The sequence below is a fragment of the Streptomyces nojiriensis genome (assembly GCF_017639205.1).
GTDB classification, from domain to species: Bacteria; Actinomycetota; Actinomycetes; order Streptomycetales; family Streptomycetaceae; genus Streptomyces; species Streptomyces nojiriensis.
Window position 1 is genome coordinate 2314860 of sequence record NZ_CP071139.1, and the last position, 25219, is coordinate 2340078.

Genomic DNA, 25219 nt, shown 5'->3' on the forward strand with positions numbered 1-25219 from the left:
GTCCCGGGCCGCCCCCGGACCCGTAGGGTTCATGATCCAAAGCTATTGGGGGGATACGACCCATGAGATCGCGCCGCAGAACGCCGGCACTCACACTTCTGGCGATGGCCGCCGCCCTGGTGGCCGGCGCCTTGGTGGCCGGCACCCTGGCCGCTTGCCTCTGGGGCGGTTCGGACGGCGGTCTCGTCGTCCTGGGCAAGGTGCGCGGCCACTTCGTCACGATGGGCTGGGTGACGTTGGTCGCCCTGATCGGGGCGGTCCTGCTGGGAGCGCGGAAACCGGCGACGCGCCTCGCCGTCGGCCTTCCGCTGGCCGTGATCGGCGTCCCGGTCCTGAGCATCGCCACCTTGCTGGCCATGCTGACGGGCGGGGACGTACGGACGCGGGACCTGGCGTCCCCCGGCCGGGACGACCGACGACTGGTCATCGAGCAGGGGCTGGCCGGGATCGACCCGGTGTGGACGGTGTACGTCCACCAGGGCAGCGGGCTCCTGGAGCGCCGCTGGACCGTCGGCTCCTTCAACGGCGACGCGCCCCACTACGCACTGCGCGAGACCGTGTGGACGGCCCCCGACCGGATCCGCATGACCACCGGGGGCGGGGAGGTCCACGAAGTGACCGTCGCCCCCGGCGGGCGGCCCGACCGAACCGTCTCCGCCGGGTGGTGAACCCTCAGGACGAGGTGGTGTCCTTCGAGAAGCCCAGGCGGGTGCGGAGGGGGACCCGTTCGTCCGCGGCCACCGCCGCGGCGCCGTCCGTCACCGTTTCGTAGACGGCCAGGATGTCCGCCCCGACCGTGGACCAGTCGAAGCGGCGCACGTGCGCCGAGCCGCGGGCGCTGAGCCCGGCCCGGCGCTCCGGGTCCCGCAGCAGGGCGATCGCCGCCGTCGCCAGCGCGTCGGCGTTCTCGTTGGCGAAAAGGTCGCCCGCCCCGCCCTGGTCCAGGACCTGGGCGAAGGCGTCCAGGTCCGACGCGAGGACCGCCGCGCCCGCCGAGAGCGCCTCCACCAGGATGATGCCGAAGCTCTCGCCGCCGGTGTTGGGGGCGACGTACACGTCGACGCTGCGCAGCAGCCGTGCCTTGTCCTCGTCCGAGACCATGCCGAGGAACTCGACGCGTGCCCGGAGGTCCGCCGGGAGGGAGGCCACCGCCTCCTCCTCGTCGCCGCGGCCCGCCACCAGGAGGCGTACGTCCGGGCAGGCCTCCACGATCTTCGGGAAGGCCGCCATCAGCACCGGCAGGCCCTTGCGGGGCTCGTCGATCCGGCCGATGAAGCCCAGGGTCTGCCCGGACCAGTCGGGGTTGGGCTCGGCCTTGGCGAAGAAGTCCACGTCGACGCCGTTGGGGATGACGACCGCGTCGCCGCCGAGGTGCTCCACCAGGGTGCGCCGCGCGTACTCGCTCACCGCGATCCGCGCGTTGATCTTCTCCAGGGCCGGCTGCAGGATCGGGTACGCCGCGATCATCGCCCGGGACCGGGGGTTCGAGGTGTGGAAGGTCGCCACGATCGGCCCCTGCGCCGCCCAGCAGGACAGCAGCCCCAGCGAGGGCGAGGCCGGCTCGTGGATGTGGATCACGTCGAAGGTGCCGTCGTGGAGCCAGCGCCGCACCCGGGCCGCCGACAGGAATCCGAAGTTCAGCCGGGCCACCGAGCCGTTGTACGGAACCGGCACCGCCCGCCCGGCGGAGACCACGTACGGCGGCAGCGGGGTCTCGTCGTCCGCCGGGGCGAGCACCGACACCTCGTGGCCGAGGCGGATCAGGTGCTCCGCCAGGTCCCGGATGTGGAACTGGACGCCACCGGGCACGTCCCACGAGTACGGGCACACGATGCCGATCTTCACTACGGGCGCTCCTCCAGGTCGTCCAGCCACAGCCGCTGCAGCATGTGCCAGTCCTCCGGGTGCTCGGCGATGCCCCATGCGAAGGCGTCCGCCAGCGCCTGGGTCATGAGGTCGGTCTTCTCGGTCCGGGTCCCGGTCTTCGGCACCTCCACCTCGGGGTGGATCCGGCCGTACATCTTCGGCGTGTCGCCGTAGTGCAGGGTCGCCGGGAGCAGCACCGCGCCGGTCTGCTGGGCCAGCAGCGCCGGTCCGGCCGGCATGCGCGCCGTGGCACCGAAGAAGTCCACCTCGACCCCGGAGGCCGAAAGGTCCCGGTCCGCGACCAGGCAGACCAGGCCGCCGGAGCGCAGCCGGCGGGCGAGGGTGCCGAAGGCGGCGCCGCCGCTGTGCGGCAGGACCTCCATGCCCAGGCTCTCCCGGTAGGCCACGAAGCGGTCGTAGAGGGTCTCGGGCTTCAGCCGCTCGGCGACCGTGGTGAACGGCGCCCCCATGTGGCCGATGGCCCAGGCCCCGGCGAGGTCCCAGTTGGCGAGGTGCGGCAGGGCCACGACCACTCCGCGCCCGGAGTCGAGGGCCTCGCGCAGCAGGTGCTCGTCCTGGAACTCGACGTCGGTGCTGAAGCGCTTCGGATCCATGGTCGGCAGCCGGAAGGACTCCATCCAGTACCGCATGTACGAGCGCATGCCGGCCTGTGACAGCTCGCGCAGCCGCTCCGGACCGGCGTCGGGCACCACCCGGGCCAGGTTCGACTCCAGCCGCAGCACGCTCTTGCCGCGCCGCTTCCACGCGAAGTCGGCGATGCGCCGGCCCAGGGCCACGGCTGCCGGTTCGGGCAGCTTCTTGACCCCGGCCCAGCCGAGTCCGTACAGCGAGTCGACCAGCTTGTCCTGTATGGCGCCCATCAGGCCGCGCCACCCTCGGCGGCCGAGGCCGCCGCGTCGGCCTCGGCCGATTCGCGGCGCACGGTGACCACCCGCTGGATCAGGGTGACGAGCGAGCCCACCGCCACGATCCACAGCGCGATCGGCAGCAGTACACCGATCCAGGACGGCACGCCGAAGGTCTGCAGCCCGGACAGGCCGGCCGCGACCAGCGAGATCACCAGTCGCTCGGCCCGCTCGATGAGCCCGTTGACGGCCACCGGCAGCCCGATCGACTCGCCGCGGGCCTTGGTGTACGAGACCACCTGGCCGCTGGCCAGGCAGAAGATCGCCACCGCGCACAGCGCGTTGTCGTTCCCGTTGCCCGCGTACCAGAGTGCGAGGCCGCCGAAGATCGCCGCGTCCGCCACCCGGTCGAGGGTGGAGTCGAGGAAGGCGCCCCACCGGCTGGAGATGCCGGCCTGGCGGGCCATGTTCCCGTCCACCAGGTCGGAGAAGACGAAGAGGGTGATGGTGATCGTGCCCCAGAAGAACTCGCCGCGGGGGAAGAACCACAGCGCTCCGGCCACCACTCCGGCCGTGCCGATCAGGGTGACCGCGTCCGGGCTCACCCCCCGCCGGAGCAGAAATGCGGCGAATGGCGTGAGAACACGCGTGAAGAATGCACGCGCGTACTTGTTCAGCATGGCCTTCCCGGAGGGTCGCTGGGCCGCACGGCCACCACGGCCACCGGCTGGCCCATCGTAGCCAGCACGCCACCGCGCGAACGCCGCGCACCCACCGGTTCGTGTCACGTAAGACGTACTTCACGCCGTGGACCGCCTCCCGTGGGCCCCGGGTACGTCCCCGGTACGACGTATGGACGGGATGTGACACCAGTGCAAAGCTCGAAGAATCCCGCATTCCTCCTCCGCGGAGGCAGCCGGGACACCCGATCCGGACACCGATCACCCCACCAACCCGACACCACCCGACCCTCCTCACCGTCACCACCGGGAGGCACGAGCATCATGGGAGCCACATCACACCAAGCCGGAGCCGCCGGCAGGGCACTGACGGCCGACCGCCCCTCATCCATCCGGAATGTCGTGCTGGTCGGCCACAGCGGATCCGGCAAGACCACGCTGGTCGAAGCCCTCGCCCTGACCGCCGGAGCGGTCAACCGGGCCGGCCGGGTCGAGGACGGCGCCACCGTCTCCGACTACGACGAGATCGAGCACCGCCGGCAGCGCTCCGTCCAGCTCTCCCTCGTCCCCGTCGAATGGGGCGGAATCAAGATCAATATCCTGGACACCCCCGGATACGCCGACTTCGTCGGGGAACTCAGGGCCGGTCTGCGCGCCGCGGACGCGGCCCTTTTCGTCGTCTCGGCCTCGGACGGGATCGACGGCGCCACCCGCATGGTGTGGGACGAGTGCGAGGCCGTCGGCATGCCCCGTGCCATCGTCGTGACCCATCTGGAGGCCGCCCGCTCCGACTACACGCAGATGACCGCCGTCTGCGGCGAGATCTTCGGCGCCGACGACCCCGACGCGGTCATCCCCCTCTACCTCCCCCTGCACGGCCCGCCCGGCCCCGACGGGCACGCCCCCGTCACCGGCCTGCTCGGCCTGCTCTCCCGGCGCGTCTACGAGTACACCTCCGGCGAGCGCGTGGAGCGCGACCCGGACCCGGCCGAGCTCGCCCTCATCACCGACGCCCGCGCCCGGCTCATCGAAGGGATCATCGCCGAGAGCGAGGACGAGAGCCTCATGGACCGCTACCTGGGCGGCGAGGAGATCGACCTCAAGACCCTCGTCGACGACCTGGAGCGGGCGGTGGCGCGCGGCACCTTCCACCCCGTCCTGATGGCCGCCCCCGCCACCGACGGCGCCCGCCAGGGCCTGGGCACCGTGGAACTCCTCGAACTGGTCAGCGGCGGCTTCCCCACCCCCCTGGAGCGCGCCGCCGTCACCGTCACCCGCCCCGACGGCTCCGCCCGCCCGGACGTCACCTGCGATCCCGACGGCTCCCTCGTCGCCGAGGTCGTCAAGACCTCCTCCGACCCCTACGTCGGCCGGGTCTCCCTCGTACGCGTCTTCTCCGGCACCCTGAAGGCCGAGGAGACCGTCCACGTCAGCGGGCACGGCCTCGCCGACCGAGGGCACGAGGACCACGATGTCGACGAGCGGATCGGAACCCTCTCCTCCCCCTTCGGCAAACAGCAGCGCGTCCTCACCCGGTGCATCGCCGGCGACCTGGCCTGCGTCGCCAAACTGACCCGCGCGGAGACCGGCGACACCCTCTCGGCCAAGGACGACCCGCTCCTCATGGCGCCGTGGACCATGCCCGACCCCCTGCTCCCCCTCGCCATCGAGGCGCACAGCAAGGCCGACGAGGACAAGCTGTCCCAGGGCCTGGCCCGGCTCGTCGCCGAGGACCCGACCATGCGGCTGGAGCAGAACCCGCACACCCACCAGGTCGTCCTGTGGTGCCTCGGCGAGGCGCACCAGGACGTCGCCCTGGAGCGGCTGCGCACGCGCTACGGCGTCCAGGTCGACCCCGTCCCGCACAAGGTGAGCCTGCGCGAGACCTTCGGCGCCAAGGCCGCCGGGCGCGGCCGGCACGTCAAACAGTCCGGCGGCCACGGCCAGTTCGCCATCTGCGAGATCGAGGTGGAGCCGCTCCCGCCCGGCAGCGGCATCGAGTTCGTCGACAAGGTCGTCGGCGGCTCCGTGCCCCGCCAGTTCATCCCGTCCGTGGAGAAGGGCGTACGGACCCAGGCCGCCCGCGGGGTCGCGGCCGGCTACCCGCTGGTCGACGTGCGCATCACCCTCCTCGACGGCAAGGCGCACTCGGTGGACTCCTCCGACGCCGCCTTCCAGACGGCCGGCGCCCTCGCCCTGCGCGAGGCCGCCGCCGAGGCCCGGATCGACCTCCTCGAACCGGTCGCCGAGCTCGCCGTCGTCGTCCCCGACGAGTACGTCGGCCCGGTCATGAGCGACCTCGCCGGCCGCCGAGGCCGCGTCGTCGGCACCGACCAGGCCACGCCGGGGCGCACCCGGGTCCGCGCCGAGATCCCGGAGATCGAGATCGGCCGCTACGCCGTCGAACTGCGCTCCGTCTCGCACGGCACCGGCCGCTTCGCCCGGGCGTACGCACGCCACGAACCGATGCCGCCGCAGATCGCGGAAAAGGTGCGCGAACAGGCCGAGAAGGGAACCTGATTGATGTAGCACCAGGTTGGCCGCCCACCCAACCAGCTTGCGGTGGGCGGCATTTCCCTGTCCCATGACCATGGGGCGAGATCCGCCGATAGGCTCTTCGGCGCACCAAAAGAGCAGGAACGCACAGCGATGGGGGCAGCGGTGGCGGACGACGGATTCGACTTCAGGCCCGGAGCGCAGGTTCCGCTGCAGGGGGGCGGCGGCCAGACGGCGGCGACCAACGCCCTCGCCTCGGCCGCCTACCGGGACGGCGGCAAGGACAGCAAGCTCGACAAGATACTCACCGCCAACAGCGAGAACCACCCGGCGACGATCAAACCGCCGAAGATCTCCCTGTTCGAACCCAGCCTCGGCGAGGCCTTCTGCCGGGCCGTGGAGGCCCGCGCCCTCGGTGCGGGCCGCAAGCCCCTCATCCAGTCGTTCGGCGCCGATCCGCAGACGGTGGTGGAGCACTGCCTGGCCGCCTCGCACATCCGCAAGGAGCGCGACCGCAGGCTCCGGCTGATCATGCTGGTCTGCGGTGTGCTGTTCCTGCCCGGCCTGCTGCTGTGGCTGGGACTCTTCCAGCTCCGCAAGACCCTGGCCGCCAAGGAGGGCAAGCACAGCTCCTGGATCGGCACCGTGGTCCTGGTCGGCATCGGTGCCGTGGCGGCCGTCCTGATGTTCAGGCTGCCGCTGACCGGCTTCCTCGGCCTGTACGCCCGCGGCATGATCATCGCCCCGGCCCTGGGCTGGCTGCTCGCCCGCCGCACCTGCGAGGCCACCGCACGGGACCTGCGCGCCCGCTGGGACGGGCTCCTGTCGGGCGGCGGGGTCGGCGCCAAGATCCCCGAGGCCGTGCCCGGCAACCCGGACGAGAAGGCCCGCGAGGACCTGCGCCACCAGCTCGCCAAGCTCACCGCGGAGGACCGCAGCAACCAGGTCTTCTACGCGGGCCCCAAGGGGATCCTGGGCATGGGCACCCGCTGGGGCAGCTGGCAGATGGCCGAGGAGCTGGCCCCCAGGAGCGAGGGCATGGAGATCCACCCCTTCCGCAGCTGGGACGTCATACGCGGGATCGACGCCCAGCTCCGCAAGCTGGAGCGGGGCCCCCTGCACACCGGCGGTTTCCCGCCCGCCGCGATCCAGCACTGGATCGTCACCCCGATCGGTGAGGGCGCCGCCGAGGTGGCCCGCCCCACCGGCGAGAACGTGGACGCCTTCCTCATCAAGCCGCACGAGATCACCCGGATCTGCAACGAGCAGCAGTTCAGCGCCGGCAACCGGCACTACCTGGGCATCCAGTACCCGCTCTGGGACGGCCAGCTCGTCATCAACATGCTGGTCACGGTCACCGTGCTCTACAAGACGCTGCGCGTGGACGTCACCGCGCACGCCCTGGGCCCCGTGCACGGACTGTTCACCACCAAGTCCGCGGCGCCGACCGTGGAGGTGCCCAAGAGCATCCGCTTCTGGGAGACCGTGGAGCGCCCGCTGCCGCTGGTGGACGCGCAGGAGGTGGTACGCCTCGCCGTGCGGGCCCCGCTGACCTGGTACCCGCCGCTCCTGGATTTCTTCGGCGGCAAGCTGGTCCTGCCCGAGCCCTTCGGCCTGCGCCACGTCTGGGCGAGCTCGATGTGGCGGCACCGGTTCATGGCGGACGACGCCCTGCGTACGGTGGCGCCGGTCCTGCGGTCGATCCACGCGGCGACCTTCAAGGTGCTGGAGGAGAACGGCGTCGACACCGACCGCTTCACCAACCGCTCCTCGATCATGAGCGGACTCATCCAGGAGCCGTCCCCGCGCAAGGCGGACGTCTACGACGCGTAGGTAGGCTGGAGGACGGCCGAGGAGGGACCATGACCGAGCGCAAGCCACCGGGTGTCAGCTTCGAGTCCTTCGTGGACCGGCAGATCCGACAGGCCGCCGAACGGGGCGACTTCAAGAGCCTGCCCGGCTACGGCAAGCCGCTGGCCTCGCTGGACGCGCCCTACGACGAGCAGTGGTGGATCAAGGACAAGCTGCACCGCGAGGGCTTCGCCGTCCTGCCGCCGGCGCTCGCGCTGCGCAAGGAGGCCGAGGACGCCGTGGAGAAGGTCCGGGCGGCCCGCTCCGAACGCCAGGTGCGGGACGTCCTCAAGGAGATCAACGAGAAGATCGCCGCGGCCCTGCGCATGCCCCCGCCCGGCCCGCCCCTGGGCCTGACGGAGTTCGACGTCGAATCCGAGGTGGAGACCTGGCGCCGGGGCCGCCCTGACCGGGCCTGACCCGAACGGGGCGGCCTAGGCCGTCTCTTTCGGATCTTGTCGGCCGAGCCCGCGGCGTCCGGTGCCGTGCAGGGCAAGGCGGAGGGGCGCGCTGTGTACTGGACGTACTCGGGTGCCCCGACAACGCGGCCAGGTGCGGTGCCGGGCGTCGCGGGCCCGGCAAGATCCGGAAGAGACGGCCTAGTCGACGGGCCAGGCGTCGGCGAGCATCTGGCGGGTGTCCGCCAGGAGTTGGGGCAGCACCTTGGTGTGGCCCACGACCGGCATGAAGTTCGTGTCCCCGCCCCAGCGGGGCACGATGTGCTGGTGCAGGTGCGCGGCGATGCCGGCGCCGGCGGCCGCGCCCTGGTTCATGCCGATGTTGAATCCGTGCGCGCCCGAGGCCTTGCGCAGCGCGACCATCGCCCGCTTGGTGAGGTCGGCGAGCTCGGCCGTCTCCGGCCCGTCCAGCTCGGTGTAGTCGGCGACGTGCCGGTAGGGGACGACCATCAGGTGACCGCCGTTGTACGGGTAGAGGTTCAGCACCGCGTACACGTGCCGGCCCCGCGCGACGACCAGGCCGTCCTGGTCGGACATGTCCGGAATCCCGCAGAAGGGACAGCCGTCCCCGGCCTCCGGGCCGGTCGGCTTGTTCTCCCCCTGGATGTAGGCCATCCGGTGGGGCGTCCACAGTCGCTGGAACGCGTCCTGCGTGCCCACACCGATCTGCTGCTCCGGCTGAGTCGTCATGGCGGCAAGCATATGACCTTGGCCTGGCGGACGAGGAAGGCCCCCGGAAAGTGATCACTTTCCGGGGGCCTTCGGGTACTCCGGGTGCCTCGGGCGCCCCGCCTCGGGCGCCTCGGGAACCCGATCGGACGATCAGACCTGGACGCGGTCCGCGACGACCTTGGCCAGCTTGGCCAGGGCCTCGTCCTTGGCGATGCCGTTCTCCTGCGAACCGTCGCGGTAGCGGAAGGAGACGGTGCCCGCGGCCATGTCCTCGTCACCGACGATGATCATGAACGGGACCTTGAGCTTCTGGTGGTTGCGGATCTTCTTCTGCATCCGGTCGGAGGAGGCGTCCACCTCGACCCGCAGGCCCTGCTTCTTCGCCGCCGCGGCGAACTCCTGCAGGTACTCGACGTGCCCGTCGCCGATCGGGATGCCGACCGCCTGGACCGGGGCCAGCCACGGCGGCATGGCGCCCGCGTAGTGCTCCAGCAGCACGGCGAAGAACCGCTCGATCGAGCCGAACAGCGCGCGGTGGATCATGACCGGCCGCTGGCGGGAGCCGTCGGGCGCGGTGTACTCCAGGTTGAAGCGCTCCGGCAGGTTGAAGTCGAGCTGCACGGTCGACATCTGCCAGGTGCGGCCGATGGCGTCCTTGCACTGCACCGAGATCTTCGGACCGTAGAAGGCGGCGCCGCCCGGGTCCGGGACCAGCGGCAGACCCTGCTTCTCGGCGACCTGCGCGAGGACCGCGGTCGCCTCCTCCCAGGCCTCGTCCGAGCCGACGAACTTCTCCGGGTCCTTGGTGGACAGCTCCAGGTAGAAGTCGGTCAGACCGTAGTCGCGCAGCAGGTTGAGCACGAAGGTGAGGGTCGTGTCGAGCTCCTCCGCCATCTGCTCGCGGGTGCAGTAGATGTGCGCGTCGTCCTGGGTGAAGCCGCGGGCGCGGGTCAGGCCGTGCACGACGCCCGACTTCTCGTACCGGTACACGGTGCCGAACTCGAACAGGCGCAGCGGCAGTTCACGGTAGGAGCGGCCGCGCGCGTCGAAGATCAGGTTGTGCATCGGGCAGTTCATGGGCTTGAGGTAGTAGTCGGTACCACCGTCGAGCTGCATGGGGGGGTACATGCCCTCCGCGTACCAGTCCAGGTGGCCGCTCTTCTCGAAGAGGGCGCCCTTGGTGGCGTGCGGGGAGTAGACGAACTCGTAGCCCTCCTCCTCGTGCCGCTTGCGCGAGTAGTCCTCCATCACCCGGCGGATGATGCCGCCGCGCGGGTGGAAGACGGCCAGGCCGGAGCCGATCTCGTCCGGGATGGAGAAGAGGTCGAGCTCGTTGCCGAGCTTGCGGTGGTCGCGCTTCTCGGCCTCGGCGAGGAAGTCGAGGTGGGCCTTCAGCTCCTCCTTCGACGGCCACGCGGTGCCGTAGATGCGCTGCAGCATCGGGTTCTTCTCGCTGCCGCGCCAGTAGGCGGCCGCGTTGCGCATGAGCTTGAACGCCGGGATGTTCCGGGTGGTGGGCAGGTGGGGACCGCGGCAGAGGTCCTTCCAGCACAGGTCGCCGGTCTTCGCGTCCAGGTTGTCGTAGATGGTCAGCTCGCCGCCGCCCACCTCGACGTTCGCGCCGTCGTCGGTGGACGCGGCGCCCTTGATGCCGATGAGCTCCAGCTTGTACGGCTCGTCGGCGAGCTCCTCGCGGGCCGCCTCGTCGGTGACCACGCGGCGGGAGAACCTCTGGCCGCGCTTCTGGATCTCCTGCATCTTCTTCTCGATGGCCTTGAGGTCATCGGGGGTGAAGGGGCGGGCGACGTCGAAGTCGTAGTAGAAGCCGTTCTGGACCGGCGGGCCGATGCCCAGCTTGGCCTCGGGGAAGAGCTCCTGCACGGCCTGGGCCATGACGTGCGCGGTCGAGTGGCGGAGGATGTTGAGGCCGTCCTCGGAGGAGATCTCCACCGGCTCGACGGTCTCGCCGTCCTTCACCTCGTACGCGAGGTCCTTGAGCTCGCCCGCGATGCGCGCGGCGACGATGGTGCGCTCGCCGGCGAAGAGCTCCGCCGCCGTAGTGCCCGTGGCCACCACGCGCTCGTCCCGCTCGGAATCGCGTTGGATGATCACACGGACGTCTGACACCGGTCTCTCCTGACTCAGGGGGTGCGCGGGCGAACGCCGCGCGCCTGAATCGTACCGAGCGGAGTGGCCGCGCCGCTAAACGGTTACCACCCGGGGCCCGCCCAGCGGGTCCCCCGCGCCCCGGGGCGGCGCGGGCGGGCCCCCGCCCCACCCGAAAACTCCGGGCCTGTCGGCGCGGGCCATGGGTAGCGTGGCCCGCATGCCGCAGATACGTACGCTGGACCTGACCGACGATGCCACCGCGGCGGCCGTGCACCGGATCGCGCGGGCCGCCTACGCGGTGGAGGCGGAGCTGATCGGCTTCGACGGCATTCCGGCGCTCGGCGAAAGCCTCGCCGAGACGAGGGCCCGGCCTCTGAACTGGGTGGGCGCGGTCACCGAGGACGGTGTGCCCGCCGGATTCCTCGCCTGGGAGGAACGGTCCGACGGCGGCGTCAGCGTCGACCGGTTGTGCGTGGACCCGGCCTGGTTCCGCCGCGGCGTCGCCTCGCTGTTGCTGCGTCACGCCCTGACGGAGATGTTCCCGGATCGCCTGGTCGAGGTCACCACGGGCGCGGCCAACGCCCCCGCGGTGACCTTGTACGAACGCCTGGGCTTCACCCGCGGCCCCGACTTCTCCCCCGTCCCGGGGCTGACCATGGCCTCCTTCGGCCGGGCCGCCACCGGCACCTCGTGGGAAGGTGGAAGGGGATCTTCCGGCCAAGGGTGAGGAGACACCCATGCGAGGCACGAGGAAGGCGGCGGTCCTGACGGCCGCGACGGCTCTGCTGACCGGCGGCCTGCTGGCCGGCTCACCGACGGTGGCCACGGCGGCGCCCGCCGCCGCGTGCACCGGGGACCAGCTCTCGGACACCGGCGCGGAGCGGCCCGACACCACGCACGTGCGGTTCACGGTGGTCAACAACGGCCCGGCCTGCCAGCTGCGGGGCTTCCCGACGGTCGCTCTCGCCGGCCAGGGATCGCCCGATCAGAACAAGCCGCTGCGCGTCGTCCCCCGGGGCGAGGCCCGGCCGGTGCTGCTGTCCCCGGGCGGGAGCGCCTCGACGGTCCTGACCTTCACCCCGGTCCTCGGCGAGGCGGACGGCTACTGCGCCTCCGGCGCCGATCCGACCGTCGCCCCCACGCTGGTGATCGGCGTCGCGGGCACGGGCTTCCAGGTGGCCCCCAACGACGGCGGCCAGTTCGCCCTGTGCGGCGACACCGTCCGCGCCACCGCCTACCGCTAGGCCGTCTCTTTCGGATCTTGCCGGGCCCGCAAGATCCGAAAGAGACGGCCTAGTCGTCGGAGGGCAGTGCGTCCTCGGGGTCGAAGGCCGCGTCCAGGGACTTCATCAGGCGGTCCCGCTCGACCTCGTCCATCGGTACCGGCGTCACGTCCGCCGCGTCGGACAGCCGCCGGAAGCCGCCGCGGCGTTGCAGCCGGCCGGTGAGCCGGACCGGCAGGCCCACCAGGTGGGCGTGGCCCGCGATGCGGTAGGCCTCCTCGTCGAGGGCCGCCCGGACGTACGGGACCTCCGCCCCGGCCAGTACCCGTAGCCGGACCGTGCCCCCTCCCCCGGCGGCCTTGCGCCGCATCCGCACCACGGCTCCGGCGAGCCGGACCGGTACGGCGGGTTCCGCACGGGTGTAGCGCGCCGCGGCCTCCCGCAGCACGGGCAGGTCGCCCGGGGAGAACTCCACCGGCTCGGGGCGGGCCGCGCAGCCCGCCGGGACCCCGGCCGCCGGCGCCCAGGCCAGGGTGATCCGGGCGCCCTCCGAGCCCCGGACCAGGGCGATGAGCGCTTCGGCGAGTTCCCGGCTGACCCCGGCGGCCACCGCCGCGTCGAAGGCCTCCATGCCACCGGTGGCCCGCTGGTAGTCCACCGCCTCGCGGGCCGCGTGCAGGGCGTGGTGCAGCCGGGTCACCGGTCCCCGGCCGCCGTCCACGGGAACGTACGCGGTCAGCCGGCGCCCGCCCGGGGAGGGTCCCACCAGGACCCCGTCCAGGGTGCGCTCGGCCTGCGCCTGGTGCCGGGCCCCGTAGTACCCGGCCCGGGCCCGGTCGGCGAGGGCCCCCGCGAGCAGGAGCCGGCGGGCGGCCGAGCGCAGCTGTTCCTGCACGGGCCAGGAGGCCTCGCCCCGGTACCCGTAGGGCCCCTCCGGGATCTCCCGCTCCCAGCGGATCTCGTCGCTGGGCACGCTCAGCCCGAGGAGCACCTCGCGCGCCGAGGGCAGGCCGCCGTGCGCGAGGGCGGTGAGCGCCTCCTCCAGCAGGTCCGCGCAGTCGGGGAAGGCGCGGCTCTCCGGGACGAGCAGGCTGGTGCCCGAGCGGCCGGGCGGGGTCCAGCGGCCGTACCGGCCGGCCGCGCCGCCGCGCCGCAGCCATCCGTGCCGGTGCAGCAGCGCTCCCAGCACCTGCGGGTCGACCTGTGCGGGATCGGGACCGCCCGGGGCGTACCGCGGGGACGGGAGCGGTTCGAGGTGCGGTGAGTGCAGGTTCATCAGGGTGTCCCTCCCGACCCGACCCGGGTCATGATCTCGCACAGCGCACGGTCGTCGAAGATCCGCGTGGTCGGGATCCGTACGGTGGTGCGGCGCCGGCCGGTCACGGGGTGTCCGGCGAGGTTGGTCCAGTAGCAGCAGTGCCTCAGGTCGAGCCGGTCGTGTCCGGCGGCGAGCCACTGCTCGCGCTCCCTCGGTACGAGCATCACGACGAGGATCTTGTGGACGGCGACGGGCGTCCGGGCCAGCTTCACCAGGTGCTCGTTGTCGAGGGTGAACCCGAAGGTGGCCCCGGCCGGCCGCGGCGGTATCTGGTAGGTCGCCTTGAGCTGCACCTTGATGGTGACCTCGTCGTCGACGACGTGTTCGGGCGCTCCGTGGGAGACGTGCCAGTCGATGCCGTTGTCGGGGAAGGGCTGGGAGAGCGAGCACCCGGCGGCGGCCGCGACGGCGTGCAGGTATCCCACCTGGAGGGTCTCCATGCAGGCGGTGGTGGCGAGCGTGCCGCGCAGGGCTCCGGTCCGCGGACCTGTCCCCTCGTGCAGCACCCCGCCCGGTTCGGGCTGTGTGAGCGCCATGGCGCCGGCTCCCCATGCCTTGCGGGCTCTGCCGCGAGCGGTGCGGGGTGACGACCGGTCATACGTACGGTCCCCCAGGGAAGTTGTCTCCGCACCCGACTGCCCGCAAACGGCGTACGGGGCAAACAGCCCGGGTATCACCGATGCGGCGGGGGTCGTGTGTCCAGGAAGCTCCACCCGCCGCTCGGGGACGAGGAGTTCGCCATGACACGCTGGTACGAGGGCCCGCTGGCCGCATTCGACACGGAGACCACCGGGGTGGACGTCGAGCAGGACCGGATCGTGTCCGCCGCGCTCATCGTGCAGGAGTGTGCGGGCGGCCGGGTCCGCACCACGCGCTGGCTGGTCAATCCCGGTGTTCCGGTGCCCCCGGGCGCCACGGAAGTGCACGGGCTGACCGACGAGCACCTGCAGCGCCACGGGCGCTGGCCCGCGCCGGTGGTGGAGGAGATAGCCCGGGCGCTCGGGGAGCAGCAGGTGGCGGGCCGGCCGGTGGTGGTGATGAACGCGCCGTTCGATCTGACGCTGCTGGACCGGGAGTTGCGCCGGCACCGGGCGTCCTCCCTGTCGCGGTACCTGGACGACCGGCCGCTGACGGTGCTGGACCCGCGGGTGCTGGACAAGCACCTGGACCGGTACCGCAAGGGCCGCCGGACGCTGACGGATCTGTGCGCGCACTACGGGATCGAGCTGGAGGGCGCGCACGACGCGGCGGCGGACGCGATGGCCTCGCTGGAACTCGTCCGGGCGGTGGGGCGGCGGTTCGCGGCCCGGCTGGAGCGGCTGACGCCGGCCGAGCTGCACACGCTGCAGGCGGTGTGGCACGCGGCGCAGGCGCGGGGCCTGCAGGCGTGGTTCGCGCGTCAGGGGACGCCGGAGCCGGTGGATCCGCACTGGCCGCTGCGGCCGGACCTGTCGACGGCGGCGTAGGGGTGCCCGAACATGCGGAAGGCCGGTCCGTCAGTGACGGACCGGCCTGTCCCGGTGGGCGATACTGGGATCGAACCAGTGACCCCTTCGGTGTGAACGAAGTGCTCTCCCGCTGAGCTAATCGCCCGGGAACGGATTGAACAATACAGAAGGCTCGGGGCTGGTTCAAACCGCTTCTCCCGCGAGGGCCCCCGGGCCGTACGTCAGGTACCTACTCAGGGCACATCTGAGTACGCACGCCCATGTCCTGACTGCGTGACCGCCGCCACACTCCGGATATGAACACGCCTCTGCCGCCCGCCGAAGAGCTGGCGCTCATCGACCGCGAGCTGGCCCAACTCGATGCCCGGCGGCTGTATTTGCTGGGGCGCCGGGACTGGCTGCTGCGCCTGCTGCTCCAGCCCGGCGGCGCGCCCGCCCCGGTCCGCTGGGGCCAGGCCGCACCCGGCGGGCCGGCCGGGCCCTCGAAGGAGGCCTCCGCCCCGAGCGCGCAGAACGTGCTGCTCACCCTTGGCGCGGTGCTGCTGGCGGTCGCCGCGCTCGCGTTCACGCTGGTCAGCTGGGGGTCCATGGGGATCGCCGGGCGCTCGGCGGTGCTCGCCGCGGTGACGGCGGCGGCGTTGGGCACGCCCGTGCTCCTGCTGCGCCGCGGGCTGCGGTCCACGGCGGAGTCGGTCGCGGCGGTCGGCCTGCTGCTGACGGTGCTCGACGCGTACGCGCTGTACGCGGTCGGCGTGCCGGACGCGAACGGCACCGGTTACGCGGCGGGGGCGGCCGCCGTGCTGGCGGCCGCGTGGGCCGGCTACGGCTCGGGGCTGCGGAAGCTGCGGATCCCGCTGCCGGCCGCGGTGCTGGCGGCGCAGTTCGCGCTGCCGCTGGCGGCGCTGGCGGCACGGCCGGGCCCGCAGGCGCTGGGCTGGGCGCTGCTGGCGACGGCGGCGCTGGACGCGGCGCTCGCCCTGCGGGTCAGGGCGGCGGCGGTGCCGGCGGCCGTGACGGGCGCGGGCGCGCTGCTGATCGGGGTGGCCCAGTCGTGGTCGGCCGGGTCGGCGGCGCAGGCCCTGGCTCCGGCGGCGCTGCTCCTGGCGGGCGCGGTCCTCGGGGTGGCGGCGGCCTGGCGGGAGCCGCGCGCCTCGGCCGCGGCACTGACGGGCGCCCTGGCGGCGGTGGCCGGCCTGGGCGGGGTGGCCCGGCCGGCCTTGGAGCCGGCGTGGACGGTACTGGTGCACCTGCTGCTGGCGCTGCCGCTGCTGGCGGCGGTACGGGTCCCCGCGCTCCCGGCGGCGGTCCGGCGCGGGTCGGCCCGGGCCGGGGCCGCGGTGGCCTCCCTGGCGGCCCTGTGGGCGGGTGCCGCGGCGGCCGCGACCCTGGCGGCCCGGCTGCGGGTGCTGGGTGAGGTGTGGGCGGCGACGACCCTGGAGCCGGACCCGTACGCCCCGGGGGCCGCGGCCGCGCTGACCCTGCTGATCGCGGCCGGAGCGGCCTGGTGGCTCGCCCGGGCGCTGTCCCGGCCGGAGCCGATGGTCGTGGCGGTGGCCTCGGCCTGGGCGGGGCTGTTCACGGCCCCGGTGCTGCTCGGGTTCCCGGTGGCGGCGGTGTTCGCCGCGCAGCTCGCGGTGACGGGCGCGGCGGGCGTCCTCGCCCTGCGCACCCCGGCGCGCGGGACCCGGATCGCGGCCGCGGGGTGCGCGCTGGCGGGTGCCGGGAGCGCGTCCCTGGGCGCGCTGGACGGCCGGGCGGCGACCTTCGCGGTCTGGGGGCTGCTGGGCGCGGGCTGCACGGCGGCAGCGGCGTACGGGGCGGCTCCGCGCCCGGTCCGGTCCGGGGCGGCCGTGTGCGCGGTCGGGTACGCCACGGGTGTCCTGGTGGCGGCGGGAGCGGTGTCGGACCTGGCGGTGGCCTGGTGGGCGCTGCCGGTGCTCACGGTTCCGGCGCTGGCGGCGGCTCTCGGGCCGCGGCTGGGCGGGGTCCGGCTGCCCGTCGAGATCGCGGCGGCCGTGTCGGGGGTATTGGCGGTGGGCCTGTCGGCCGGGCGGGCCGGGACCCTGGCGCTGGCCCTGGCGCTGGCCGGGGTGGTCTGCGCGGGCGCTGCGGTGCGGCCGGACCGGCGGGTGCTGGGCTGGGCGGCGGGGGCGCTGTTCGCTGCGGCGACCTGGGTGCGGCTGGCCGAGGCCGGGGTGAGCGCTCCGGAGGCCTACACGCTGCCGGTGACGGTGCCCGCCCTCGTGGTGGGTCTGCTGCGGCGGCGCCGCGATCCGGGGGCCTCGTCCTGGACGGCGTACGGCCCGGGCCTGGCGGCGACGCTGGTGCCCAGCCTGCTGGCGGCCTGGGGGGACGCGGGCTGGCTGCGCCCGCTGCTGCTGGGGGCGGCCTCGCTGGTGGTGACCCTGCTGGGCGCCCGGCGGCGGCTCCAGGCTCCGCTCCTGCTCGGCGGGGGCGTGCTGGCGGCGGTTGCGGTGCACGAGCTGGCCCCGTACGTGGTGCAGGTCGCGGGTGCGCTCCCGCGCTGGGTGCCGCCGGCCCTGGCGGGCCTGCTGCTGCTGGCGGTGGGGGCGACGTACGAGCGGCGGCTGCGTGACGCCCGCCGGCTGCGGGCCGCGATCGGCCGGCTCCGGTGAAACGCCTGAGGCCCGGAGACTGTGAAAAGTCTCCGGGCCTCAGGTCCGGGTGGGCGATACTGGGTTCGAACCAGTGACCCCTTCGGTGTGAACGAAGTGCTCTCCCACTGAGCTAATCGCCCGGACGCACCGCAAACATTACCGCATGTCAGCGGTGCTCCTTGACCATCACTGGTCCTTGAGGTCCCAGGGCAGGACGAGCCCGTACTTCCACAGGTAGAAACCGATCAGCGCGCCCGCGATGACGAGGCCCACGCTGGTCAGGATGATGTTGCGGCGGCGGACCTTCGGGTCGAGCGCCTTCTGCGCCGCCTCGGTGACCTTCCGCTTGGTCCAGCGCAGCACGAGGTGGGCCCAGGCGAACTCGGTGGCCCAGATCGCCAGGCCCGCGAAGATCGCGACCCAACCGGGGCCGGGCAGCACGAGCATCGCGACACCGGCGGCGATCACCGCGAGGCCGACGATGAAGACGCCGACCTGCCAGCTCAGGTGCAGGCTCTTGTTCGACTTGATGAAGGCCGGGGCCTTCGACACGTGCGGCGCCTCCGCGGCGGCTTCCGCGGTGTCGTCCGCGGCCGGTCCGGTGGTGGCTTCCGTGGTGGCTTCGTCAGCGGCGGACCCGTGGGTTCCGCGGTCACTCCCCGTATTCATGGAGTCGAATCTACCGGAGCTCGATGCACACGGGAATGCGGGTTTGGATCCGCCGTCCGAGGGACCCAGAGGTCCGCAAAACGGTCAGAGGGGTTTACAACGGCACCGTAGGTGGCATGTCGATTTCGCCGACGTGCGAATCCCCGAGCGCACACTGAGCGAAAGGCCCTGGCGCTTATGAACACCACGGTCAGCTGCGAGCTGCACCTGCGCCTCGTTGTGTCGAGCGAGTCCTCACTGCCTGTTCCCGCGGGCCTGCGGTATGACACGGCCGACCCCTACGCCGTGCACGCCACCTTCCACACCGGCGCCGAGGAGACGGTCGAATGGGTGTTCGCCCGCGACCTCCTCGCGGAGGGCCTCCACCGGCCCACCGGTACCGGCGACGTCCGCGTCTGGCCGTCCCGCAGCCACGGTCAGGGCGTCGTCTGCATCGCCCTGAGCTCACCGGAGGGAGAAGCACTGCTCGAAGCACCCGCCCGAGCACTCGAGTCGTTCCTCAAGCGGACGGACGCCGCGGTTCCACCCGGGACCGAGCACCGGCACTTCGACCTCGACAAGGAGCTCTCCCACATCCTGGCCGAAAGCTGAGCCAGGCCTACAGCCGCTCGACACCGTCCGACTCGGGGCGACGGTGCGGGTCGGCCGACAACCACATACGCAGTGCCGGCGCTGTTCCCGCGGAAGCCACCCGCGAGGACGGCGCCGGTGTGCTTCGGCGGGACCCGCTATTGTCGGGCGGCAGCGGCGGCGCCTCCCGTCGTCGCAGGCCCGGCCTCTGAGGGAGACCCCGTGCAGATCCCCCACGACACCCGTCGCGCGCTCGACGTCGTCGTCGCGCTGGTGAACACCGCGGCCGAGACCGACCAGCCCGACGGCCTCTCGGACATCGGCGCGCTGCGCGGATTCGTCCAGGAGTACTCGATCAGCGACGTCGGCGAGCTCAGCGCCCGCGACCTGGCCGGCGTCCGGACGGTGCGCGGAAAGTTCGCCCAGGTCTTCGCCTCCCCGAACCCGCGTGCGGCTTCGATACTGATCAACGAGCTCGTGGCCACGGCCGGCACCACCCCGCAGCTGACCGACCACGACGGCTACGACTGGCACGTGCACTACTTCGCGCCGGGCGCGTCGGTGGGCGACCACCTGGCGGCCGACGGCGGCATGGCGCTGGCCTTCATCGTGGTCTCCGGCGAACAGGAGCGGCTGCGCCGCTGCGAGGCCCCGGACTGCCGGCGGGCCTTCGTCGACCTGTCCCGCAACCGCTCCCGGCGCTACTGCGACAGCCGGACCTGCGGGAACCGGCTGCACGTGGCGGCGTACCGGGCCCGGCGCAAGGAGGCCGACGCGGAGGCGTCAGAGCAGGAAGAGATCGTGCACGGCGGCGAGCAGCAGCAGGATGCCGATCACCGCTAGGAAGATCATCAGGGGTGGTTGGGAGAGCGCGAAGAGACAGCCTCGCGGCTCCTCCACTGCAGGGGCGGGTACCGGCGGGTCACCGTGCGATGTGTCGAACATGTCGGGGCGATGATGGCGCAGGGCACCACCGACCGGCCCTCAACACGCCAACATCCGCGCGGGAGTTCGCTCGATCTTGTGGACGAGGTCCGGTCCGGGCCCCGTCCCGTGCTCAGATCCCGTGCTTCTTGAGGATGGCCTCGATGTCGGAGAAGTCGTCGGCGGGGGCGTCGGAGCGGGGCTGCGAACCTGCGCGGGCGGTGCCGAGGGACGGTGCGGAGGCGGCCGGGGCGACGGCTTCGGCGGCCGGGCTCCCCTTGACCTTCTTCTTCGGCTTCCCGGCTTCTCCGGGCTCCCCGGAAGCGGCGAGGGCGCGGCGCTCGATGGCGCGGGTGGTCATGAAGAGCAGCCAGGACACCCCCAGCAGCCCGAAGCCGGCCCAGACGGTCGGGTTGAAGACCATCCCGGACACCCACTCCACGAACCCCGTCATCACCAGGGCGACCGGCACGAGCGCGTACGCGGTGATCCGCGCGGCGGCCAGGAAGCGCTTGCGGTAGGCGGTGACCGCGGCGATGCCCAGGCCCGCCACTGACACCGCGGAGCAAATGGTCTCGGCAAGCATGCGGTCCTCCGGACTCTCGGCGGCTCGGCGGTCTGTCCCTTTCCATCCTGCACCGGCCGCCGCCGCGGCGGCCAGGTCCCGGGCCCCGCCCGGACGGATCTCCGGGACATCTCCGGGTCGCGCCTCCTCCCTGGGTCCAGGTCCCGGTCGGTGGGGCGGACGGGGGCTGGGAGACTGTCCGTATGACCGATTCCGTGATCCTCGACGTCTGGTGCGAACTGCAGTGCCCGGACTGCCACCGCGCCCTGGACGACGTACGCGCCCTGCGGGCCCGCTACGGCGACCGGCTGGACATCCGGCTGCGCCACTTCCCCCTGGAGAAGCACAAGCACTCCTTCGCCGCGGCGCAGGCCGCCGAGGAGGCCGTCGAGCAGGGTCAGGGGTGGCCCTACGCGGAGGCCGTGCTGGCGCGGACCGCGGAGCTGGCCGAGCGCGGCGAGCCGGTCCTGCTGGACGTGGCGCGTGAACTGGGGCTCGACGTCGAGGAGTTCGACACCGCCCTGATCGACGGGCGGCACATCCTGATCGTCGACGCCGACCAGGCCGAGGGCAAGGCGATCGGCGTGACCGGCACCCCGACGTACGTGATCGACGGGCAGCGCCTCGACGGCGGCAAGAGCCAGGACGGCCTGCGCGCCCGCATCGAGGAGATCGCCGACCGCCTGCTGGCGGCCTAGATCAGGTCCTTGGCGTAGTTGAAGTCGGTGGGCCGGTAGCCGAGGGAGACGTAGAGCCTCAGGGCCGGGGTGTTGTCGGTGAAGACCTGGAGCGCCAGCAGGCGGTGGCCGGCGGCGAGGGCGGTGCGTTCGGCGAGCTGCATCAGGTGGCGGCCGTGCCCGCGTCCCCGGTGCTCGGCCCGGACCTCGATGTCGTAGACGTACGAGCCCGCCCCGCGCGGCGCGAGCCACACGTGTCCGACGGGCACCCCGGCGGCCTCCAGGACGACGAAGGCGGCTCCCGGGGTGGCCAGGCCCTGGGGCAGCTGGCTCTCGTGGTCGGCCACCGACTTGGCGCGGGCCGCCTCGGCGGACATGCCGCGGCTGCTCCAGTTCGCGGCGTAGGACTCGACGGCCCGGGCGTACCAGCCCTCGTACTCGGCGTCCGTCATGGGCCGGCCGCGCACCCCCTCGGGCAGGGCGGGCGGCTCGGCCGGCAGGTCCTTGGCCATGTTCCGGCTGTACTCCGCGTACCCGAGGGCCTCGGCCATGCACAGGCCCGCCTCCGAGTCCGCCGGGACCGAGACGCGGACCCGGCGGCAGCCCCAGCCGCGCAGCACTTCCTCGGCGGCGAGCGCGGCCACGGTGGCCCTCCCCCGCCGACGGTCGCCCTGCTCGACGTCCAGGTCGCGGATCTCGCCGACCGTCGGCCCGAACGGGGTGTCGGAGGCGATCACCAGGGCGCCGACCCGCCTGCTGTTGACCCGGATCTCGTACGGGCGCGAGCGCGCGCCGTCCGCCATGTGCTGGAGCGGCCCGGACGGCCGCAGGGTGGTGGTCATCCCTTGAGTTCTACCCGCCCCGCGGCCGCCGCGACAGTCCTCCCGGCGGCCGGACACCCGTTACGGGTCGATGTCCGCGGCCGCCTTGACCTCGAAGATCCGCATCACCTCGGCCGTGACCGGTCCGGGTGCGGTCCCCAGCTCGCGGTCGCCGATCCGCAGCACCGCCTGGGCATCGCGCAGCGAGGAGGTCACGAAGACCTCCTCGGCCCGCTCCAGCACCTCGAAGGGCAGGTCGGTCTCCTTGGCACCGGCCCAGTCGACGATCAGGGCCCGGGTGATGCCGGCCAGGCAGCCGGACTCGAGCGGCGGGGTGTGCAGCTCTCCGTCGAGTACGACGAAGACGTTCGAGCCGGTGCCCTCGCAGAGCCGGCCGAGGGTGTTGGCGAGGAGCGCCTCGGAGGCCCCGGCACGGTGCGCGGCGGCGAGGGCGACCACGTTCTCGGCGTACGAGGTGGTCTTCAGCCCGGCCACGGCGGAGCGCTCGTTGCGGACCCAGGGGACCGTGACGACGGCGGTGGTGTCCGGGCGGCGGGGGGAGTCCGCGACGGCGGCGATCAGGGTGGTCCCGGCGTCCCCGCGGTCGGAGCCGAGCGGGGACACTCCGCCGGTGTAGGTGATGCGCAGTCGGCCGTGCTCCAGCGGGTTGGCCTCCAGTACGGCTGCGCAGGCGCGGCGGACCTCGTCGAGGTCGGGGTCCGGCAGGCCCAGGCCGCGGGCCGAGCGGGTGAGCCGTTCCAGGTGCCGGGTGAGCGCGAAGGCGCGGCCGCGCTCGGCCTTCAGCGTCTCGAAGACGCCGTCGCCCACGGTCAGGCCGTGGTCGAAGACGGACACCTTCGCGCTGTCCGCCTCGGTCAGGGCTCCGTCGAGCCAGATCTTCATGGTGCGGTCCTTCCGATCGTGTCGTTCGTCCCCTGCGTACCACCGCTCACCTCGTGGCCCATGGCCACGCGCAGGAGCCGCGCTGCCTTGAGCTCGGTCTCCGCCCATTCGCGGTCGGGGTCGGAGCCCCAGGTGATGCCCGCTCCGGTGCCGAAGAGCAGCCGGGGGCCGCCGGCGGCCTCCCGGTCGATCCAGAAGGTGCGGATGCCGACGGCGAGCTCGGCGGTGCGCCGGTCCGCGTCGACCCAGCCGATGCCTCCGCAGTAGGGGCCGCGCGGGGCGGTTTCCAGGGCTTCGATGATCCGCAGGGCGGAGGACTTCGGGGCGCCCGTGACGGAGCCGGGCGGGAAGGTGGCGGCGAGCAGCTCGGGCCAGCCGGTGCCGTCGGCGAGTTCGCCGCTCACGACGGAGACGAGGTGGACCAGGCCGGGGTGCTCCTCGACGGCGCACAGTTCGGGGACGGCGACGGAGCCCGTGGCGCAGACCCGGCCGAGGTCGTTGCGCACGAGGTCCACGATCATCACGTTCTCGGCGTGGTCCTTGGGGAGCAGGTCGTCGACGGTGCGTCCGGTCCCCTTGATGGGGCCGGACTCGATGTGCCGGCCGGACCGGCGCAGGAACAGCTCGGGCGAGGCGGTGGCGATCTCGACGCCGTGGGCGGCCAGGCGAATCGTTCCTGCGAAGGGCGCGGGGTTGCCGCGCGCGAGGAGCGCGGTGAGCGCGTCGACATCGGCGCGGTCGGGGTGGGGCAGCGGCGCGGACATCACCCGGCAGAGGTTGGCCTGGTAGACCTCACCTGCGGCGATGTGTTCGCGGATGCGCCGTACGCCGGCCACGTACGCGGCGCGGTCGAGGGAGGAGGTCCACCGGTCGGCGTCGGGTCCGTGCCAGGCACCCGGAACGGGCGCGGGGACCGGCTCGCGGCGCACGTCGCCGAAGCGCGCGCAGACGAGCCGCCCTTCGAAGTCGGCGGACACCGCCCAGAAGCCGGTGGAGTCGAGGGCGGCGGGATCGCTGGTGACGTCTCGGAGGTCGGTCGCGAGAAGGCCGCCGAAGCGGGCCATGGGAGGCAGGTCGTGCACGGCTGCGAGTCTATGACCGGTGACGGCACGGCGCCGGTGCGGTGACGGCGGGGTGACCTGTGGTGATCGAGCGGCAGCACGCTGCGGAAACGCGTTTTTGAGCTGGCCCGGTAATCCGCTAGAGTTCAACACGTCGCCAGGGAGCGAAGGGGAAAAACCCCGGAGCGAGCACGGTGACCTGCGGACGTAGCTCAGTTGGTAGAGCACCACCTTGCCAAGGTGGATGTCGCGAGTTCGAGTCTCGTCGTCCGCTCGAAGTGGGGGATCTTCCCGAGAACCCCCGCAGCTCCATGGTGGAGTGGCCGAGAGGCGAGGCAACGGCCTGCAAAGCCGTCTACACGGGTTCAAATCCCGTCTCCACCTCCAAGGACGATTAGCTCAGCGGGAGAGCGCTTCCCTGACACGGAAGAGGTCACTGGTTCAATCCCAGTATCGTCCACTGATCCGCAAGGATCCCCGCGCGATTAGCTCAGCGGGAGAGCGCTTCCCTGACACGGAAGAGGTCACTGGTTCAATCCCAGTATCGCGCACGCAGCACCTGCACCACCTTGTTCCACCTGCGGCTTTCGAGCTGCGGAGCCCGCGCGATTAGCTCAGCGGGAGAGCGCTTCCCTGACACGGAAGAGGTCACTGGTTCAATCCCAGTATCGCGCACCACCTGAAAGCCCCGGCCGTTCTCACGGTCGGGGCTTTCGCGTTCCCCCGCCTGAGTGGGCCGCATGAAAGGGCCATGAAAAGGGCCGCGAAAAGGGTGATGAAAAAGGGTGCTGCCCGTCCGACTCCCCAGTCGTACGGGCAGCACCCTTCACCTGCCGTCCGTCCGCCGCTCCCCCGTCCCCACGGGGTTCGACAGGCCGATGTCCCGGTCCGGGCCGCTCTCCCGGACCTGGGGCGCCGCTCAGCGCCCCAGCATCAAACCCACGGACGACGCCTGTGCCGCCAGCTGCTCGAAGCCTCCGAAGAGGAAGAGCAGCAGGGCGGCCAGGGGGAGCACCATGGCCGCGGCCACCAAGGGGTGGCGGGTACCGGACTCGTGGCCGTTGAACGCGAATGCCTTGCGTCCCTGCCGTGCGATGTCCGCCATGGTCCTCTCCCTGTCGTCTGGCAGCGGCGGGCTCGTGACCTCGGGGGACGAGTGCGCCACCCGCCGCTTGTCTTCAACACTAGGCGGGCGGGCGGCTCCTGGCCTCATGCCCTCGTACCCTTTGCCGGGCCTCCAGGAGGATGACGGGGCCCGCCCCGCGTACTCCCCTGGGTGGAGACCGCTCCCCCGTTATGGGGGTCTTCCCGGAGGGGATGACCGGAGGGTAGTGACTTCGCTCACTTCCGTCACTCCCTGTCGCCGCGTGTCCGCCCACCGGCCGTCGGCAAGATCGACTCGGCCGGGAGCCGCGTACGGGCGC

24 protein-coding genes and 7 tRNA genes are annotated in these 25219 nt (G+C 72.5%); 16 read left to right on the forward strand and 15 right to left on the reverse strand.

Annotation, left to right across the window (positions count from 1 at the left end):
• Positions 1–104: 104 nt before the first annotated feature.
• On the forward strand, positions 105–668 hold the full coding sequence (locus tag JYK04_RS10820; RefSeq protein WP_189740203.1) for a hypothetical protein: 564 nt from the start codon (positions 105–107) through the stop codon (positions 666–668).
• 4 nt (positions 669–672) lie between these two features.
• On the opposite strand, the gene JYK04_RS10825 is transcribed toward JYK04_RS10820, so the two are convergent.
• From JYK04_RS10825 to pgsA, 3 genes are read right to left on the reverse strand one after another with little or no spacing between them, the layout of a single operon-like run.
• Entirely contained in the window at positions 673–1845 is a 1173-nt protein-coding gene (locus JYK04_RS10825) for a glycosyltransferase family 4 protein (RefSeq protein WP_189740200.1), read from the reverse strand.
• Positions 1845–2747 carry a phosphatidylinositol mannoside acyltransferase gene (locus JYK04_RS10830; protein WP_189740197.1) on the reverse strand — a complete coding sequence of 301 codons (903 nt, stop codon included), beginning with the start codon at positions 2745–2747 and terminating at the stop codon, positions 1845–1847. The genes JYK04_RS10825 and JYK04_RS10830 overlap by 1 nt, the downstream gene beginning before the upstream one ends.
• A complete protein-coding gene (pgsA, locus tag JYK04_RS10835) occupies positions 2747–3412 on the reverse strand; it encodes a phosphatidylinositol phosphate synthase (RefSeq protein WP_150256610.1) in 666 nt (221 codons plus the stop codon). The genes JYK04_RS10830 and pgsA overlap by 1 nt, the downstream gene beginning before the upstream one ends.
• Before the next feature lie 324 nt (positions 3413–3736).
• Here pgsA and JYK04_RS10840 point away from each other — a divergent pair, with 324 nt between their 5' ends.
• The 3 genes from JYK04_RS10840 (at position 3737) to JYK04_RS10850 (ending at position 8178) form a co-directional block, all read left to right on the forward strand.
• A complete protein-coding gene (locus JYK04_RS10840; protein ID WP_189740194.1) occupies positions 3737–5932 on the forward strand; it encodes an elongation factor G-like protein EF-G2 in 2196 nt (731 codons plus the stop codon).
• Between the two features lie 141 nt (positions 5933–6073).
• Positions 6074–7741: a hypothetical protein gene (locus JYK04_RS10845; RefSeq protein ID WP_189740522.1), complete on the forward strand. Its 1668-nt coding sequence runs from the start codon at positions 6074–6076 to the stop codon at positions 7739–7741.
• A 29-nt stretch (positions 7742–7770) separates the two neighbouring features.
• Positions 7771–8178, forward strand: a complete 408-nt coding sequence (locus JYK04_RS10850) for a DnaJ family domain-containing protein (protein WP_189740191.1) — start codon at positions 7771–7773, stop codon at positions 8176–8178.
• Positions 8179–8358: 180 nt separating this feature from the next.
• Here the strand turns inward: JYK04_RS10850 and JYK04_RS10855 are convergent, their stop codons facing one another.
• Both JYK04_RS10855 and thrS read right to left on the reverse strand, forming a co-directional pair.
• A complete protein-coding gene (locus JYK04_RS10855; protein WP_030010101.1) occupies positions 8359–8919 on the reverse strand; it encodes an HIT family protein in 561 nt (186 codons plus the stop codon).
• 120 nt (positions 8920–9039) lie between these two features.
• A complete protein-coding gene (gene thrS, locus JYK04_RS10860; RefSeq protein ID WP_189740188.1) occupies positions 9040–11016 on the reverse strand; it encodes a threonine--tRNA ligase in 1977 nt (658 codons plus the stop codon).
• 199 nt (positions 11017–11215) lie between these two features.
• On the opposite strand from thrS, the gene JYK04_RS10865 reads away from it, so the two are divergent.
• Together JYK04_RS10865 and JYK04_RS10870 are read left to right on the forward strand one after the other, a co-directional pair.
• Positions 11216–11725, forward strand: a complete 510-nt coding sequence (locus JYK04_RS10865; RefSeq protein ID WP_189740185.1) for a GNAT family N-acetyltransferase — start codon at positions 11216–11218, stop codon at positions 11723–11725.
• 10 nt (positions 11726–11735) lie between these two features.
• The gene (locus JYK04_RS10870) at positions 11736–12242 is read left to right on the forward strand and encodes a DUF4232 domain-containing protein (RefSeq protein ID WP_189740182.1); all 507 of its coding nucleotides are present in this window, start codon (positions 11736–11738) and stop codon (positions 12240–12242) included.
• A gap of 49 nt (positions 12243–12291) precedes the next feature.
• On the opposite strand, the gene JYK04_RS10875 is transcribed toward JYK04_RS10870, so the two are convergent.
• The gene (locus tag JYK04_RS10875) at positions 12292–13497 is read right to left on the reverse strand and encodes a hypothetical protein (protein ID WP_229875729.1); all 1206 of its coding nucleotides are present in this window, start codon (positions 13495–13497) and stop codon (positions 12292–12294) included.
• On the reverse strand, positions 13497–14075 hold the full coding sequence (locus JYK04_RS10880) for a DUF4365 domain-containing protein (RefSeq protein ID WP_189740180.1): 579 nt from the start codon (positions 14073–14075) through the stop codon (positions 13497–13499). The genes JYK04_RS10875 and JYK04_RS10880 overlap by 1 nt, the downstream gene beginning before the upstream one ends.
• Positions 14076–14279: 204 nt before the next feature.
• Between JYK04_RS10880 and JYK04_RS10885 the strand changes: the two genes are divergently transcribed.
• Positions 14280–15005 carry a 3'-5' exonuclease gene (locus tag JYK04_RS10885; protein WP_189740520.1) on the forward strand — a complete coding sequence of 242 codons (726 nt, stop codon included), beginning with the start codon at positions 14280–14282 and terminating at the stop codon, positions 15003–15005.
• Between the two features lie 55 nt (positions 15006–15060).
• Here JYK04_RS10885 and JYK04_RS10890 read toward each other — a convergent pair.
• Positions 15061–15132, reverse strand: a tRNA-Val gene (locus JYK04_RS10890).
• A gap of 151 nt (positions 15133–15283) precedes the next feature.
• Between JYK04_RS10890 and JYK04_RS10895 the strand changes: the two genes are divergently transcribed.
• On the forward strand, positions 15284–17623 hold the full coding sequence (locus JYK04_RS10895) for an SCO7613 C-terminal domain-containing membrane protein (protein ID WP_189740177.1): 2340 nt from the start codon (positions 15284–15286) through the stop codon (positions 17621–17623).
• A 50-nt stretch (positions 17624–17673) separates the two neighbouring features.
• Here the strand turns inward: JYK04_RS10895 and JYK04_RS10900 are convergent.
• A tRNA-Val gene (locus JYK04_RS10900) sits at positions 17674–17745 on the reverse strand.
• A 46-nt stretch (positions 17746–17791) separates the two neighbouring features.
• Positions 17792–18274 carry a TIGR02611 family protein gene (locus tag JYK04_RS10905; protein WP_189740174.1) on the reverse strand — a complete coding sequence of 161 codons (483 nt, stop codon included), beginning with the start codon at positions 18272–18274 and terminating at the stop codon, positions 17792–17794.
• A 177-nt stretch (positions 18275–18451) separates the two neighbouring features.
• On the opposite strand from JYK04_RS10905, the gene JYK04_RS10910 reads away from it, so the two are divergent.
• On the forward strand, positions 18452–18865 hold the full coding sequence (locus JYK04_RS10910) for an SsgA family sporulation/cell division regulator (RefSeq protein WP_030011909.1): 414 nt from the start codon (positions 18452–18454) through the stop codon (positions 18863–18865).
• A gap of 201 nt (positions 18866–19066) precedes the next feature.
• Entirely contained in the window at positions 19067–19687 is a 621-nt protein-coding gene (locus tag JYK04_RS10915; protein WP_189740171.1) for a CGNR zinc finger domain-containing protein, read from the forward strand.
• Between the two features lie 214 nt (positions 19688–19901).
• Here JYK04_RS10915 and JYK04_RS10920 read toward each other — a convergent pair whose 3' ends face one another.
• Positions 19902–20354 carry a hypothetical protein gene (locus JYK04_RS10920; RefSeq protein ID WP_189740168.1) on the reverse strand — a complete coding sequence of 151 codons (453 nt, stop codon included), beginning with the start codon at positions 20352–20354 and terminating at the stop codon, positions 19902–19904.
• Positions 20355–20536: 182 nt separating this feature from the next.
• Here JYK04_RS10920 and JYK04_RS10925 point away from each other — a divergent pair, with 182 nt between their 5' ends.
• Positions 20537–21031, forward strand: coding sequence for a DsbA family protein (locus JYK04_RS10925; protein ID WP_189740165.1), 495 nt, complete (start codon positions 20537–20539; stop codon positions 21029–21031).
• Here the strand turns inward: JYK04_RS10925 and JYK04_RS10930 are convergent.
• From JYK04_RS10930 to JYK04_RS10940, 3 genes are read right to left on the reverse strand one after another with little or no spacing between them, the layout of a single operon-like run.
• Positions 21028–21852: a GNAT family N-acetyltransferase gene (locus JYK04_RS10930; protein ID WP_189740161.1), complete on the reverse strand. Its 825-nt coding sequence runs from the start codon at positions 21850–21852 to the stop codon at positions 21028–21030. The two genes, JYK04_RS10925 and JYK04_RS10930, sit on opposite strands and share 4 nt — an antisense overlap.
• Positions 21853–21912: 60 nt before the next feature.
• Positions 21913–22734, reverse strand: coding sequence for an aminotransferase class IV (locus tag JYK04_RS10935; RefSeq protein ID WP_189740158.1), 822 nt, complete (start codon positions 22732–22734; stop codon positions 21913–21915).
• A complete protein-coding gene (locus tag JYK04_RS10940; protein ID WP_189740155.1) occupies positions 22731–23816 on the reverse strand; it encodes a chorismate-binding protein in 1086 nt (361 codons plus the stop codon). Before JYK04_RS10940 ends, JYK04_RS10935 begins: the two co-directional genes overlap by 4 nt.
• Before the next feature lie 180 nt (positions 23817–23996).
• On the opposite strand from JYK04_RS10940, the gene JYK04_RS10945 reads away from it, so the two are divergent.
• The 5 genes from JYK04_RS10945 (at position 23997) to JYK04_RS10965 (ending at position 24473) form a co-directional block, all read left to right on the forward strand.
• A tRNA-Gly gene (locus JYK04_RS10945) sits at positions 23997–24069 on the forward strand.
• A gap of 39 nt (positions 24070–24108) precedes the next feature.
• Positions 24109–24182 (forward strand) — tRNA-Cys (locus JYK04_RS10950).
• A 1-nt stretch (position 24183) separates the two neighbouring features.
• Positions 24184–24255: transfer RNA gene (locus JYK04_RS10955), tRNA-Val, on the forward strand.
• Positions 24256–24274: 19 nt separating this feature from the next.
• Positions 24275–24346, forward strand: a tRNA-Val gene (locus JYK04_RS10960).
• Between the two features lie 52 nt (positions 24347–24398).
• Positions 24399–24473 (forward strand) — tRNA-Val (locus JYK04_RS10965).
• 241 nt (positions 24474–24714) lie between these two features.
• On the opposite strand, the gene JYK04_RS10970 is transcribed toward JYK04_RS10965, so the two are convergent.
• Positions 24715–24924 (reverse strand): hypothetical protein, encoded by a 210-nt coding sequence (locus JYK04_RS10970; protein ID WP_373297460.1) that lies wholly within the window; start codon positions 24922–24924, stop codon positions 24715–24717.
• Positions 24925–25219 lie beyond the last annotated feature (295 nt).

Excerpts from the sequence above, each read along its gene's own strand:
- JYK04_RS10820 (WP_189740203.1), top strand. The coding sequence starts at position 105 with ATGGCCGCCGCCCTGGTGGCCGGCGCCTTGGTGGCCGGCACCCTGGCC.
- JYK04_RS10830 (WP_189740197.1), bottom strand. The coding sequence starts at position 2,747 with ATGGGCGCCATACAGGACAAGCTGGTCGACTCGCTGTACGGACTCGGC.
- pgsA (WP_150256610.1), bottom strand. The coding sequence starts at position 3,412 with ATGCTGAACAAGTACGCGCGTGCATTCTTCACGCGTGTTCTCACGCCA.
- JYK04_RS10840 (WP_189740194.1), top strand. The coding sequence starts at position 3,737 with ATGGGAGCCACATCACACCAAGCCGGAGCCGCCGGCAGGGCACTGACG.
- JYK04_RS10850 (WP_189740191.1), top strand. The coding sequence starts at position 7,771 with ATGACCGAGCGCAAGCCACCGGGTGTCAGCTTCGAGTCCTTCGTGGAC.
- JYK04_RS10855 (WP_030010101.1), bottom strand. The coding sequence starts at position 8,919 with ATGCTTGCCGCCATGACGACTCAGCCGGAGCAGCAGATCGGTGTGGGC.
- JYK04_RS10865 (WP_189740185.1), top strand. The coding sequence starts at position 11,216 with ATGCCGCAGATACGTACGCTGGACCTGACCGACGATGCCACCGCGGCG.
- JYK04_RS10870 (WP_189740182.1), top strand. The coding sequence starts at position 11,736 with ATGCGAGGCACGAGGAAGGCGGCGGTCCTGACGGCCGCGACGGCTCTG.
- JYK04_RS10875 (WP_229875729.1), bottom strand. The coding sequence starts at position 13,497 with ATGAACCTGCACTCACCGCACCTCGAACCGCTCCCGTCCCCGCGGTAC.
- JYK04_RS10880 (WP_189740180.1), bottom strand. The coding sequence starts at position 14,075 with ATGGCGCTCACACAGCCCGAACCGGGCGGGGTGCTGCACGAGGGGACA.
- JYK04_RS10885 (WP_189740520.1), top strand. The coding sequence starts at position 14,280 with ATGACACGCTGGTACGAGGGCCCGCTGGCCGCATTCGACACGGAGACC.
- JYK04_RS10895 (WP_189740177.1), top strand. The coding sequence starts at position 15,284 with ATGAACACGCCTCTGCCGCCCGCCGAAGAGCTGGCGCTCATCGACCGC.
- JYK04_RS10905 (WP_189740174.1), bottom strand. The coding sequence starts at position 18,274 with ATGAATACGGGGAGTGACCGCGGAACCCACGGGTCCGCCGCTGACGAA.
- JYK04_RS10910 (WP_030011909.1), top strand. The coding sequence starts at position 18,452 with ATGAACACCACGGTCAGCTGCGAGCTGCACCTGCGCCTCGTTGTGTCG.
- JYK04_RS10920 (WP_189740168.1), bottom strand. The coding sequence starts at position 20,354 with ATGCTTGCCGAGACCATTTGCTCCGCGGTGTCAGTGGCGGGCCTGGGC.
- JYK04_RS10925 (WP_189740165.1), top strand. The coding sequence starts at position 20,537 with ATGACCGATTCCGTGATCCTCGACGTCTGGTGCGAACTGCAGTGCCCG.
- JYK04_RS10930 (WP_189740161.1), bottom strand. The coding sequence starts at position 21,852 with ATGACCACCACCCTGCGGCCGTCCGGGCCGCTCCAGCACATGGCGGAC.
- JYK04_RS10935 (WP_189740158.1), bottom strand. The coding sequence starts at position 22,734 with ATGAAGATCTGGCTCGACGGAGCCCTGACCGAGGCGGACAGCGCGAAG.